This window comes from Streptomyces sp. NPDC030893 (genome assembly GCF_055571535.1).
The window spans coordinates 13,279-26,490 of record NZ_JBVIFC010000023.1; the positions used below are offsets into that span (position 1 = coordinate 13,279).

Annotated in this window: 11 protein-coding genes; 4 read left to right on the forward strand and 7 right to left on the reverse strand. The window is 72.5% G+C overall.

The genetic code is table 11. The features are described 5' to 3' along the window. Window positions 1–19: 19 nt before the first annotated feature. From ACZ434_RS30090 to ACZ434_RS30110, 5 genes are all read right to left on the reverse strand, one after another. Window positions 20–928: an acetaldehyde dehydrogenase (acetylating) gene (locus tag ACZ434_RS30090; RefSeq protein WP_468461391.1), complete on the reverse strand. Its 909-nt coding sequence runs from the start codon at window positions 926–928 to the stop codon at window positions 20–22. 45 nt (window positions 929–973) lie between these two features. Beyond that, window positions 974–2,011 (reverse strand): 2Fe-2S iron-sulfur cluster-binding protein, encoded by a 1,038-nt coding sequence (locus tag ACZ434_RS30095; RefSeq protein ID WP_468461393.1) that lies wholly within the window; start codon window positions 2,009–2,011, stop codon window positions 974–976. Then, window positions 2,008–3,702: an FAD-binding protein gene (locus tag ACZ434_RS30100; protein ID WP_468461395.1), complete on the reverse strand. Its 1,695-nt coding sequence runs from the start codon at window positions 3,700–3,702 to the stop codon at window positions 2,008–2,010. Before ACZ434_RS30100 ends, ACZ434_RS30095 begins: the two co-directional genes overlap by 4 nt. Then, window positions 3,699–4,565 (reverse strand): alpha/beta fold hydrolase, encoded by an 867-nt coding sequence (locus ACZ434_RS30105; RefSeq protein WP_468461397.1) that lies wholly within the window; start codon window positions 4,563–4,565, stop codon window positions 3,699–3,701. Before ACZ434_RS30105 ends, ACZ434_RS30100 begins: the two co-directional genes overlap by 4 nt. Before the next feature lie 903 nt (window positions 4,566–5,468). Beyond that, window positions 5,469–6,362, reverse strand: coding sequence for an IclR family transcriptional regulator (locus tag ACZ434_RS30110; protein ID WP_468461399.1), 894 nt, complete (start codon window positions 6,360–6,362; stop codon window positions 5,469–5,471). A 336-nt stretch (window positions 6,363–6,698) separates the two neighbouring features. On the opposite strand from ACZ434_RS30110, the gene ACZ434_RS30115 reads away from it, so the two are divergent. After that, window positions 6,699–6,980, forward strand: a complete 282-nt coding sequence (locus tag ACZ434_RS30115) for an FmdB family zinc ribbon protein (protein WP_468461401.1) — start codon at window positions 6,699–6,701, stop codon at window positions 6,978–6,980. A gap of 22 nt (window positions 6,981–7,002) precedes the next feature. After that, window positions 7,003–8,247, forward strand: coding sequence for a formamidase (gene fmdA / locus ACZ434_RS30120; RefSeq protein ID WP_468461403.1), 1,245 nt, complete (start codon window positions 7,003–7,005; stop codon window positions 8,245–8,247). Between the two features lie 165 nt (window positions 8,248–8,412). Here the strand turns inward: fmdA and ACZ434_RS30125 are convergent, their stop codons facing one another. Next, window positions 8,413–10,239, reverse strand: a complete 1,827-nt coding sequence (locus tag ACZ434_RS30125) for a glycoside hydrolase family 3 protein (RefSeq protein WP_468461405.1) — start codon at window positions 10,237–10,239, stop codon at window positions 8,413–8,415. Window positions 10,240–10,450: 211 nt separating this feature from the next. Between ACZ434_RS30125 and ACZ434_RS30130 the strand changes: the two genes are divergently transcribed. Both ACZ434_RS30130 and nadE read left to right on the forward strand, forming a co-directional pair. Then, entirely contained in the window at window positions 10,451–11,500 is a 1,050-nt protein-coding gene (locus ACZ434_RS30130; protein ID WP_468461407.1) for a zinc-binding dehydrogenase, read from the forward strand. A 161-nt stretch (window positions 11,501–11,661) separates the two neighbouring features. Next, complete coding sequence (gene nadE, locus ACZ434_RS30135) at window positions 11,662–12,498, forward strand: ammonia-dependent NAD(+) synthetase (protein WP_468461409.1); 837 nt, start codon at window positions 11,662–11,664, stop codon at window positions 12,496–12,498. Window positions 12,499–12,532: 34 nt separating this feature from the next. Here nadE and ACZ434_RS30140 read toward each other — a convergent pair whose 3' ends face one another. Then, window positions 12,533–13,168, reverse strand: coding sequence for a TetR/AcrR family transcriptional regulator (locus ACZ434_RS30140; RefSeq protein ID WP_468461411.1), 636 nt, complete (start codon window positions 13,166–13,168; stop codon window positions 12,533–12,535). Between the last annotated feature and the right edge of the window lie 44 nt (window positions 13,169–13,212).

Below are 13,212 nucleotides of genomic sequence, written 5' to 3' on the forward strand. Positions count from 1 at the left end.
ACTCCTCGGTGAGCGGGGGTCAGGCGCCGGCGCGGCGGGCGGTGATCCGCTGGGCAAAGCCCTCGCCGACCTTGGTGGCGGCGGCGGTCATGATGTCGAGGTTTCCGGAGTACGGGGGGAGGAAGTCGCCCGCGCCCTCCACCTCCAGGAACACCGCCACGCGGGCGAGCCCGCCGCTGACCGCGCTCGGCCCGTCGAACTGCGGCTCGGTGCGCAGCCGGTAGCCGGGCACGTAGGAGGCCACCTTGGCGACGGTCTCGTGGATGGACGCGGCGACGGCGGCGCGGTCGGCGTCGGCGGGGACGGCGCAGAACACGGTGTCCTGCATCAGCATCGGGGGTTCGGCCGGGTTGAGGATGATGATGGCCTTGCCCTTGGCGGCGCCGCCGATGGTCTCGATGCCCCGGCCAGTGGTGAGGGTGAACTCGTCGATGTTGGCGCGGGTGCCGGGCCCGGCGGACGGCGAGGCGACGCCGGCGACGATCTCCGCGTAGGGGACCTCGGTGACCCGCGAGACGGCGTGCACGATCGGGATGGTGGCCTGTCCGCCGCAGGTGATGAGGGAGACGTTCGGCGCGTCGAGGTGGTCGCCGAGGTTCACCGCGGGCACCACGGCGGGGCCGATGGCGGCCGGGGTCAGGTCGATGGCCTGGATGCCGAGGGCGGCGTACTTGGGCGCGTTGGCCCGGTGGACGTGGGCGGAGGTGGCCTCGAAGACCAGGTCCGGCCGCTCGGCGCCGTCCAGCAGCGGGTCGACGCCGTCGGTGCCGGTGTGCAGGCCGTGGTCGGCGGCACGCTTGAGGCCGGGGCTCCGGTCGTCGATGCCGATCATCCAGCGCGGCTCGATGTGCTCGGAGCGCAGGAGTTTGTACATCAGGTCGGTACCGATGTTGCCGGATCCGACGATCGCGGCGGTCGCCTTGGTCACGTGTGGAACCTCATCCGAGTCGAGGGAGGGGACGATGGGAGGCGGTCAGCCGTCGTAGGTGACCTTGAGCCGGTCGCTGACCGGGCGCGCCTGGCAGGCGAGGACGAGACCGTCGGCGAGGTCCTGGGCGTCGAGGACCTCGTTGCGCTCCATGACCACCTCGCCCTCCACGAGGACGCAGGCACAGGCGCTGCAGGCGCCCTCCCGGCAGGAGTAGGGGGCGTCGAGGCCGGCCCGCAGGAGCACGTCGAGCAGGGGCTCGCCGTGCGGCCACTCGACGGTGCTGCTCGTCCCGTCCAGCTCCACCTCGGCGGTGCTGACGGGGCCCGCGGGGTCCGGTGCGGGCCCGTCCCCGGGCGTCGCGAACGGGTCGCCGGTCAGGGAGGTGAACCGCTCGACCGTGATGCGGCGCGACGGCACGCCCAGGTCGGTGAGTGCTCCGGTGGTGAGGTCCATGAAGGGACCCGGCCCGCAGACGAAGGCGTCACGCCCGGCGTACGGCCCGGCGAGGGCGCGCAGACCGGAGGCCGTGGGCCGGCCCTGGAGGGACTCCAGCCAGTGCAGCACGGTGAGCCGGTCGCCGTGCTCCCTCGCCAGCGCGGCGAGTTCGTCGCGGAAGATCACGGACCGCTCGTCGCGGTTGGCGTAGACGAGGGTGACGTGGCCGGTCCCGGCGTGCAGGGCCGAGGCGAGGATCGACATGACCGGGGTGATGCCGCTGCCGGCGGCGAACAGCAGGAAGTCGCCGTCGAGCGAATCGGGCGTGAAGGTGCCCGCGGGCCGGAGCACCTGGAGGGTGTCGCCCTCGGTGACGTGGTCGCAGATCCAGTGGGAGGCGTAGCCCCCGGCGGTGCGCTTGACGGTGACCTTCGGCAGTTCGTCGCGGACCGGTGAACTGCACAGCGAGTAGCAGCGCGCGACCGAGCCGTCCCGCTCCGAGGGCACCCGGAGGGTGAGGAACTGGCCGGGCCGGTAGGCGAAGGCGGCCCGGTCCTCCTCGGCGGGCTCCAGCACCAGGGAGTGCGCGTCGGCCGTCTCCCGGATCACCTTGACGACGCGTACGGTCAGGGGGCCCGCGCTCACGAGGCACCTCCGGGGATGACGGACCGGGTGCGGGAGGCGGCCGCGTGCCGGGCGGCGACGTAGCCGAAGACGATGGAGGGGCCGATGGTGGCGCCCGGTCCCGCGTACTCGTTGGCCATCACGGACGCCGAGGTGTTGCCCGTGGCGTACAGCCCGTCGATGGCCGTACCGTCCTCGCGCAGCACCCGGCTGTGTTCGTCGCAGACCAGGCCGCCCTTGGTGCCGAGGTCGCCGACCTCGATGCGGACCGCGTAGTAGGGGGCCTTGTCGATCCGGTCCAGGTTGGGGTTCTTCAGGGTGGGGTCGCCGTAGTAGCGGTCGTAGGCGCTGTCGCCCCGCCCGAAGTCGGTGTCCTTGCCGGCGCGGGCGAAGCCGTTGAACCGCGCCACGGTGTCGGTCAGCGCGTCGGGCGGGACCCCGATCATCGCCGCGAGTTCCGCGATGCTGTCCGCCCGGTGCACGGTGCCGTTGTCGTAGAACGCCCTGGGGAACGGCATGCCGGGCAGGATCTGGGCGAAGGGGTAGCGGCTGCGGGCCTTGGCGTCCATCACGAACCAGGCGGGGACGTGCCCGCCGGCCAGCTGGTCGTGGACGAAGTTGACGTACGGCGACGACTCGTTGGTGAAGCGCCGGCCGCCGGCGGAGACGATCAGCGACGGCGGGATGCACCGTTCGGAGACCAGGGGGATGGTCGCGCCGGCGGGATGCCGCACGGACGGCATCCACCAGGCGTCGTCCATCAGGTCGAGGGCGGCGCCGAGCGCCCGGCCGGCTCTGATGCCGTCGCCGACGTTCTCGACGGCTCCGGCGCTGTGGTCCTCCCGGCCGCCCTCGGGCAGGTACTTCCGGCGCATCTCCGGATCGTGGTCGAAGCCGCCGGTGGCGAGGAGCACACCGTGCCGGGCGCCGACCCGCACGGTCCGGCCCTGCCTGGTCACGACGACGCCGGTGACCCTGCCGCCCCCGTCGACGACGAGTTCGCTCATCGGGCTGCCGAGCCACACCGGCACGCCCGCGTCCTTCAGCGCCATGCGCATGCGGGCGACCAGGGCCCGCCCGCCGGTGGCCATGTGGCGTCGGCGCACCACGTTGGACGAGACCCGCCAGGCGGCGACGACGGACGCCCAGCGTCCGCGCCAGGTCCGCTTGACCATGGCCAGGTCGCGGTAGTCCTTGGCGGTGATCCAGAGACCGAGGGGCCCCTTGAGGCTGTTGGGACGCTGGTGCTTCTCGTCCTCGCCGAGCTTGCGGGTGTCGAAGGGCAGCGCCTCGACGGACCGGCCGAGCGGGCGGCCGCCCTCGTACTCGGGGTGGTAGTCGGCGTAGCCCTTGACCCAGAAGAACCGCATCCAGCGGCTGCGGCCGAGCAGTTCCATGGCGGCCGGGCCGTGGTCGACGTAGGCGTCGAGCCGGGCGGACGGCACCCGGCCCTCGGTGAGCAGGTCCAGGTAGCGGCGGATCGACTCGCGGCTGTCGTCGTGTCCCCGGGCGCGCAGGGTGGGGTTGTTGGGGATCCAGATGCCGCCGCCGGAGATGCCCGTGGTGCCTCCGTAGAGCGACGCCTTCTCCACGACGACGGTGGACAGGCCGGTGTCGGCCGCGGTCAGCGCGGCGGCCATGCCGCCACCGCCGCTGCCGACCACGACGAAGTCGAACTCCTCGTCCCAGGCCTGGCCGGCCGGGGCGCTCACGCCTGCTCCTTCCGGGTCAGGAAGGCCAGGACGGCGCTCTCCCAGGCGGCCTTCTGCTCGATCATCACCCAGTGCCCGCAGTCGGGGAAGACGTGCAGTTCGGCGTCCGGGATGGTGCGCATCGGCAGGATCGCCATGTCGAGGGGGCTGACCCGGTCGTCGCGGCCCCAGGTGATCAGGGTCTTCGCCTTCAGCCGGTGCAGCTTCGCCCAGTACGGCGCCTCGTCGGAGGCGGCCGCGGCGGCGGCCTGCGCGGCGAAGGCCTCGCTGCCGTACATCCGGCGGGCGCCGGCGAGCGTCCCGGGGTCGGTGGCCTGCGTCCAGCGTTCCTCGATGAGTTCCTCGGTCACCAGCGACCTGTCGTACACCATGGAGTTCAGCCAGCGCACCAGGCCCTCGCGGGAGGGCGCGTCGGTGAACTCGGTGAGCAGTTTGATGCCTTCGCCGGGTCCGGGACTGAACACGTTGCGGCCCAGACCGCCGATCGTCACCAGGCGCCGTACCCGGTCCGGGTGGTCGAGCGCGAACCGGGCGCCGATGATGCCGCCCATGGAGTTGCCGATGACGTCGACCTGCTGGAGCCCCAGCCCGTCGAGGAACCGGGTCACCGACGAGGCCGCGGTCGCCATGGGGTGACCGTCGACGGGGTCACTGACACCGAATCCCGGGAACTCCAGGACCAGACAGCGGAAGTGCTCGGCGAACGCGGCCAGGTTGCCCCGGTAGTTGCGCCAGCCGGTGACACCGGGTCCCGATCCGTGCAACAGCAGCAGGGGCGGGCCGTCGCCGGCCTCGTGGTAGCGCAACACGCCCTGTTCGGTGGGGAGCTCGCGCAGTGTGGAGTCGTGACTCAGCTCCGTCATCATTCCTGCCCTCGGTTGACCTCGGTGAAAGCCGGCCCTGGTCACCGGCGGTGTCCGGGCGGCCGCCGGCTGCGGGCGGCCACGGTGCCGGGTGATCGGTTCCTGGACGGTAGTCATCGCGGGCGGCGTCACGCGGTGGACGTCTCGGTCAGCGGGATGGGCGCCGCCGCCCGGGTTCCGGACCGGTGCGCGGCCCCGGGCGGCCGGAGCGTTCCACTCATCGGGAACGGGTGTCGGGCACGGTCGGACGGGGGCCCGGCCTGGGGGTCCCCGCCCGCTTCCGGGCACCTCGCGGCACCGTCCCCGCAGAGGTGAATCGACGACCGCCGAGTCCCCGTCCACGCCCGGAGCCGCAGAGGAGACCGGGCCGGCGCCCCTGCGGATGCGGCGTGTCCTGGGCGATTCCGCGTCCGGTGCGGCGGTGGTGACGGGGGCCGGTCCGGACGGCTTCGCCTTCCAGTCGTTCGTGTGCGTCCCGCCGGCACCGCGCCGGTCCTGTTCCGCGCCGATCACCGCGGCCGCGTCTGGCCGGGGATCAGGGAGGCGGGACGGTTCGCGGTCGCCATCCTGGCGGTGGAGCAGACGGGCCTGTCCGGGCGGTTCGGGCCGGGAAGGGGCCGCACGTACGAGGGCTGCGCGGGGAGCTGTCCCGCCGGGGAACGCCCTCGCTGCCGGGGGTGCCGGCGCGGGTGCACGCCGGGGTGCACCTCGCGGGCGGCCATGACGTGGTGGTGGGCCGGGTCCTCGCCCCTGGAGTCGGTGACCGACCGGCAGCCGATGCTCTTCGGCCGGGGCGGCTCCGGCGTCGAGAGCCCGCCGGCTGCCCTCCCGGACCCGGGCCCCTGGGGCTGGGGGGACCGCCGGGGATGAGCGGTCACCGCCCGGGAGCGGGAGTGCCGGGCCCTACCGCCAGTCCCCGTACTGCCCCGCGGCGAGCAGCCGGTCCCAGGTCTGCGCGGACCACGTCTCCTCCGGCGCGGCCGCCGGCCGCCGCCTCGCCGGGGCCGGTGTCCGGCGGTCGGGGTACAGCTCCCGGGACACCTGCCGGGCCGCGTCCACCACCAGCGGGGCGGCCTTCTCCAACGGGGACAAGGTGTCCCCCACCAGGGAGATCGCGGCCACGGGTCCCTCGGGACCGCGGATCGCGGTGGCCACGCACGCGATGTCCGGGAAGCACTCGCCGCGTTCGAAGGCCAGGCCGTTGCGGCGCCGGATGCGGTGGAGCTCCTGGTGGAGGGTGCCGAGGTCGGAGATGGTGCGCTGGGTCATGCGGCCGATGGAGTCACCGGCCCTCGCCTCGACGTCCTCCGGTTCGAGCCAGGCCAGCATGGCCTTGCCCAGCGCCGTCGAGTGGGCGGGGGCCCGGCCGCCGACGCGCGACGGGACGGTCGTGGCGAAGCGTCCGCCGACCTTGTCGAGGTAGTAGACCTCCGCCCCGTCCAGAACGGCGAGGTGGACGACCAGCCCGGTGTTGATCTGCAGGTGATGCAGCCGGACGGCGGCGGCCTCGCGGATCCTGCCGTGTGCGCCGTCCCCGCCGCCGAACCCGAGCGCGCGGCGCCCGAGCCCGTAGCCGAGGCCGTTGTGTTCCAGCCAGCGCAGCCGCACCAGCTGGTCGAGTATCCGGTGCGCCGTCGACCTGGGCAGCCGCGTACAGCGGGCCACCTCTTCGAGGGACAGCCGGGCGGTCCGGCCCTCGAACAGGTCCATGATCAGTGTCACCCGCTCGACCATCGACGGCGGCAGCTCGCGACGGGCCTGCGCCTGCACGGGGGGAACAGTCTCGACAGCCGCCATGGGAGCCTCCAGCCACAGACTGAAATGAATTCTTGTTTTCCGGAATGTAACAGCGCCCCCGGGCTCCGAGAAGAGGTACGCACGGGCTGATTTCGCCGTGCGACGCAGCGTTGCCACGAGACCCTGGCCGCTGCCTGCTCGTGTGTCCGGGCACGGGCCGCCGCGGGGCACGGCCCGGAGCGCGCCCAATGGGGTTATCCCGCACCGAGTCGCCCGGCTGCGCCGTCGAACGATCGTTACGCTCAGCCACCACGGCTTGCTTCATCGGCAACGGGGAAGTTCGGCGAGCGCCGTCACTCCCCCGGGCCGCCCCGGATGGGACGCGGAGGCTCTCACATGGCGAGGTACGACTACGCGTGCGAACGGTGCGGTGTGTTCGAGGTCGTCCGTCCGATCGACGCCCCGGTGCATGAGCCGGCGTGCGCCACATGCGGCGGAGCGGCGACGCGTCTCTACGCCCCGCCCGCCCTCACCTCGCCCCGCTCCGCCCTGCGACGGGCGCGCGACGCCGCCGAGGCCAGCGCTCACGAGCCGACGGTGCGCCACCGCGTGCCCGCGCCACCCCGTCGTGGTGCCCAGCCGCCGAACCCACTGCACGCACGCCTCCCGAGGCCGTGACCCCCAAGGCAAGGAGCGACAGATGCCCGAGGTGCTCTTCAGCATCGACCAGTCCCGGTCGTTCTACGACCAGGCAGTCCCGCCGCACAACCGCTGGCACCCCGACATCCCGCCGGTGGCGACCGTCCGGCCCGGCACCGAGTTCCGCCTCGAATGCCGGGAGTGGTTCGACGGGACGGTGCACAACGACGACTCCGCCGACGACATCCGCGACCTCGATCTCTCGATGGTCCATCCTCTGAGCGGACCGATCGCCGTCGAGGGCGCGCAGCCCGGTGACCTGCTGGTGGTCGACATCCTCGACATCGGTCCCGTCCCGCAGGAGACCGGGCCGGTGGCGGGCCAGGGCTGGGGCTACACGGGCATCTTCGCCAAGGCCAACGGCGGCGGTTTCCTCACCGAGCACTTCCCGGACGCGTACAAGGCGGTCTGGGACTTCCACGGGCAGATCGCCACCTCCCGCCACCTGCCCGGCGTGCGCTTCACCGGCATCACCCACCCGGGCCTCATCGGCACCGCCCCGTCCCACGACCTGCTCGGCCGGTGGAACGCCCGGGAGGCCGAGCTCATCGCGACCGATCCCGACCGGGTGCCTCCGCTCGCGATGCCGCCGGATGCGCAAGGGGCGATCCTCGGCACCCTGGAAGGCGAGGCGTTCGAGCGCGCCGCACGGGAGGCCGCGCGCACCCAGCCGCCACGCGAGAACGGCGGCAACCAGGACATCAAGAACCTCACCCGCGGCGCCCGGATCTTCATGCCGGTGTACGTCGAGGGGGGCAAACTGTCCGCCGGTGACCTGCACTTCAGCCAGGGCGACGGCGAGATCACCTTCTGCGGCGCGATCGAGATGGGCGGCTACCTCGATCTCGGCGTCGACCTCATCAAGGGGGGCATGCAGGCCTACGGGGTGACGACGAACCCCGTGTTCTTCCCCGGCAACGTCGAGCCGCGCCACACCGAGTTCCTCACCTTCGTCGGTATCTCCGTCGACGAGGACGGCCGCCAGCACTACCTCGACTCACAGGTCGCCTACCGCCGAGCCTGCCTGAACGCGATCGAGTACCTGACCAAGTTCGGCTACTCGCCCGAGCAGGCCTACCTGCTCCTCGGAGCTGCCCCGATCGAGGGCCGCTTCAGCGGCGTGGTCGACATCCCCAACTCCTGCGCCACGCTCTATCTGCCCACCGCCATCTTCGACTTCGACATCCGCCCGTCCGGCGACGGACCGCAGAGGGCCGACCGGGGAAACTGCGCCCGCTCCAGCTGACGGGCCCGTGCACGGTGAGCGGGGAGCAGCGGGACCGGGACGCGCTCACCACGCGCCGGCTCGTCGAGGTCCGACACGCCGTGCGCCGGACGCCCGCGGCGGAATCCCTTCGGCCCGGTGCTCCGCCTGAAGCGGGAGTACCGGGCCGATGCGGGGAGGCGGGCGTCAGTCGTCGTACGACAGGCCGTGTCCGGAGCGGAAGAGGACCTTGGCCGGGTCGTCGGCCCGTTGGACGGGCACGGGCAGCTTGCCGCGCGGCTCGACCCGGCCGGCGATCACCCGGGCGGCGGCGCGCAGTTCGACCTCGGTCCAGCAGTAGGAGACCAGTGAGGCCGGGACGCCGTCGAGGTGGGCGATGTCGTACGGGTTGCGCACCGCGAGGTGGACGACGGGGACGCCCGTCGCGAGCAGCCGGGACACCAGGGTGCGCTGGGCGCTGGTCGCGCCGACGTTGTCGGTGGTGACCACCACCGCGTCCCGTCCGCGTGCGGCGGCGACGGCCTCGTCGATCTTCGCCGCGTCGGGCGACCGGCCGGTGGCGAGGTGGGTGGTGCTGTAGCCCAGTTCGTCGAACGCCTTGGCCAGTTCGGGCACGGTGGTGCGGGTGTCGTCGGTCGGGAAGGCCGGGCTGGCGCCGACCACGAGCAGCTTCCGCTGCCTGCGGCGCAGCGGGAGCGTCTCGTGCTTGTTGACGAGCAGGGTGGTGGTGCGCTCGGCGATGCGGGCGGCGGCGCGCTGGTGCCGGGGGGCGCCGACGATCCGGTCGACCTCCCGCCGGGAGACGTAGGGGCTGCCGCTGAGCAGGCCGGCCTTGTCCTTGAGCCGCAGGATGCGCAGGACCGACTCGTCGAGCCGTTCCTCGGTGATCTCTCCGCTGCGGACGGCGGCCAGGACGCCGTTGTAGGCGACGTCGATGTTCGGCGGGAACAGCAGTTGGTCGGCGCCGGCCTTGAGGGCGAGGACGGGCACCCGGTCGTCGCCGTACTTGGTGCGCACGCCCTGCATGTTGAGGGCGTCGGTGACGATCACGCCGTCGAAGCCGAGTTCGTCGCGCAGCACGCCCTGGAGGATCGCGGGCGACAGGGTGGCCGGCTCGTTGCTCGGGTCGAGCGCGGGGACCTGGAGGTGCGCGGTCATGATCGAGTCGACGCCGGCGGCGATCGCGGCCTTGAAGGGCGGGGCGTCGATGCGTTCCCACTCCTCGCGGGTGTGGGTGATCACGGGGAGTCCGGTGTGGCTGTCCTGCGCGGTGTCCCCGTGGCCCGGGAAGTGCTTGGCGCAGGCCACGACGCCGGCCTGCTGGTAGCCGGTCACCTGGGCCGCCACCATGCGCCCGACCTCGCGGGCGTCGGCGCCGAAGGAGCGGATGTTGATGATGGGGTTGGCCGGATTGATGTTGACGTCGGCGACCGGGGCGAAGTTCTGGTGGATGCCCAGGGCGGCGAGTTCGGTGCCCGATATCCGTCCGGCGGTGCGCGCGTCGGAGAGCGAGCGGCCCGCGCCGAGCGCCATCGCGCCCGGCAGCTGGGTGGCTCCGCTGCCGATGCGGACGTTGGCCCCGTGCTCCTGGTCGATGGAGATCAAGGACGGGACGGGGGTGGGCAGGGCGAGCGAGGCCCGCTGCACACCGTTCGTCAAGTCCGCGACCTGGCGGGGGTCCTGGATGTTGTTCGTCCAGCCGGAGAAGTAGATGACACCGCCGATGTGGTACTTGGCGATGAGCTCGGCGACGGTCCGTACGCCGAGTTCCCTGAGGTTGCGGTCCTGGTCGAACTGGCTGGGAGAAGTCGCCGACGCGCCGTAGAAGTACGGCACGAACAACTGGCCGATCTTCGCCTCGACGCTCATCCTGGAGATGATCCTCTTGAGGCGGTTGTCGCGCCTGTGCGCGACCGCGGGGGTAGCCGTCACACCCACGACGCCCGTCGCGCTCGCGGCGACCACGGTCGCGGAGGCGAGCACGGTTCGTCTGGACAGACTCCGGTCCTGCATGCGGACATGCTCCTTCCAGCCTTGCTCATCAAGGGAGTTGAAGGAAACGTGCGGTATTCCGAACAGCGGGAAACGTAGCCCGCAGGTCATGGGCAGGGCAAGAGGTCTAGACAAAATAGGTCTAGACAAGGTGGGCCGGGGTCGGGGAGCGGAGCGGGGCGCCGGGCGGGACCATGGGGGGTGGCAGCCTGGCGGCGAGGAGGTTCGAGTGGTGGGTGTCCCTGATTCCATGCGCGCGGTGCGCATCACCGGGTACGGCGGTCCGGAGGTTCTGGAGCCGGCGGACGTGCCCGTGCCCGGTCCGCAGGCGGGAGAGGTGCTGGTCCGGGTCGGCGCGGTGGCGCTGAACAACACCGACCTGTGGACCCGGGAGGGTGCCTACGGCCGTCCGTGGGACCCGGAGGCGCTGTCGGGGTGGCGGGGTCCGATCGACTTTCCGCGCATCCAGGGCGCGGACGTGGCCGGTCGGATCGCGGCGGTCGGTGCGGGCGTGGACGCACGGCTCGTCGGGCGTCGCGTGGTCGTCGACCCGGCGATCTACGACGCCGAAGGGCCGGACGCGAACCCGGTGGGTCTGATGGGCAGCGAACGCGACGGCGGGTACGCCGAGTACGTGACCGCGCCGGCGGACCGCGTGCACGACATGGGGGATTCCCCTCTCAGTGACGACCAGCTCGCCGCGCTGCCGACGGCCTACGGCACGGCGCTGGGCATGATCGAGCGGGGCCGGCTGCGGGAGGGGGAGACCGTTCTCGTCTCGGGTGCGTCCGGCGGTGTCGGTCTCGCACTCGTGCAGCTCGCCCGTGCGCGGGGCGCGAGGGTGCTCGCCCTCAGCAGCGGAGCCAAGACCGACGCGGTGCGCGACGCGGGCGCGCACGAGGTCGTCGACCGCGCTCGGGATGTCGCCGGGCAGCTCCGTGCCGCCGCCCCGGGAGGCGTCGACGTCGCACTCGACGTCGTGGCCGGGGAGCTGCTGACCGAAGGGCTGCCGCTGCTGCGCGAAGGTGGGCGGTGGGTCGTCGCCGGCGCACTCGGCGGTCATGACGTGGCCCTCGACGTCCGCCGTCTCTACCTGCACAACGTCCAGGTGATCGGCTCGTCGATGCACACGCCGGCACACTTCGCGCTCCTCATGGACCTGGCTCGCCGGGGTGAGGTCCACCCCGTGGTCGCCGCGGCCTTTCCCCTGGAGCAAGCCGCCCGGGCGCAGGAGGAACTCGCCCGCCGCGAGCACGTGGGAAAGATCGTCATGCATCCCTGACGACCTGGAAGGCACCTGGTCGGTACGGCAGCCCCGAGCGCGGGCTCCCCGGCCTTCCGGGGCGATCCGCTGAGCGCCGTCCCCCCCTGCCCGGATTCGCGGGAGGGGTCCGGGGTAGGCGGATCGCCACAGCACATCGTGGACCGGATCGGGGAGCGGACTTGAACGAGTCGGAGTTCATCGCCCTGCAGCAGGAGATCGCCCGGCTTCTGGGCGTCGCCGAGACCTTCGACGCGGGTCGGGAGATCGAGCGGCGGGTGGCCTTCCTCAGCGAACGGCTCACGGCGACGGGCCTGCGCTCCCTCGTCCTCGGCATCAGCGGCGGGGTCGACTCCACCGTCGCGGGCCGGTTGTGCCAGCTCGCCGTGGAGCGGGCGCGCGCCGCCGGACGCGAGGCGCGGTTCCACGCCATGCGCCTGCCCTACGGGGTCCAGGCCGACGAGCACGACGCCCGGCTCGCCCTCTCCTTCATCCGGGCCGACCACGTCCTGACCGTGGACGTCAAGCCCGCCGCCGATGCCGCGCTCGAGGCCACCCTGGCCGCCGGGGTGGGTTTCCGCGACGCACGGCATCAGGACTTCGTGCACGGCAACATCAAGGCACGCCAGCGCATGATCGCCCAGTACGCGGTGGCCGGCGCGCAGGACGGACTCGTCGTCGGCACCGACCAGGCCGCCGAGGCGGTCACCGGCTTCTTCACCAAGTTCGGCGACGGCGCCGCCGACCTGGTCCCGTTGGCCGGCCTCACCAAACGGCGGGTACGTGCCCTCGCGGACGCGCTCGGCGCACCCCGCGAGCTGGTGTGGAAGATCCCCACCGCCGATCTGGAGAGCCTCGACGCGGGCAAGGCGGACGAGGACGCGCTCGGCGTGAGCTACGACGTGATCGACGACTTCCTCGAGGGCAAGCCCGTGGACGAAGAGGCGTTCGACACCATCGTCCGCCGGTATCGCCTCACCGACCACAAACGTCACCTGCCCGTCGCCCCCTGGGACTGACGGGTTCCCGGCGACACCCCGTGCGCCGTCCCCGTCAGGGCCGCAGCGCGCCCGGGCTCAGTCCCAGTACCGTTTCGGCGATGTGGCGGACCATCCCGCCGGCCGCCGGGCCACGCAGGTCGGCGCTGGTGTTGACGTACGAACCGGTGCCGTCGATCGCGACCAGGAGGCGTACGGCCGCCGCCCAGGGGTCCTCGCAGCTGAACACCCGGCCGTCGACTCCCTCGGCCACGACCTGCTCCAGGCGTCGGCACCAGAGCAGTTCCTGGCTCACCACCTGGTCCCGGAGGACGGGCCGGTAGCGCGACAGGTGGCGCGCGTTCAGCCACAGCTTGCTGACGTCGTCGAACTCGGCCCCGGAAGTGCGGGCGACGAGTAACCGGACGGCGTCCAGCGCCGCCGGTCCGCTCCGGCCGTCCGGCACCTCCGGGAGCAGACTGTCGAGTTCGGCCAGGGTGGCGCCGGCGAACGCCTCGGCCACGAGCTCCTCGGCCACCGGGAAGTAGTGGCCGACGAGGCCGGCCCGGACCCCGAGTTCCTCGGCGACCCGTCGCAGGGTGACGCACTCCAGGCCCTCACCCAGCGCGACCTGCGCGGCCGCCCCCACGATCTCGCTGCGCCGCTCGGCGGGCGGCTTTCGGATCCGTTTGCCGGCACCCCTTGACTCCATGGGACGGAATGCTATTGGGTAAGCAGCCAATAAAGCAATTGTTC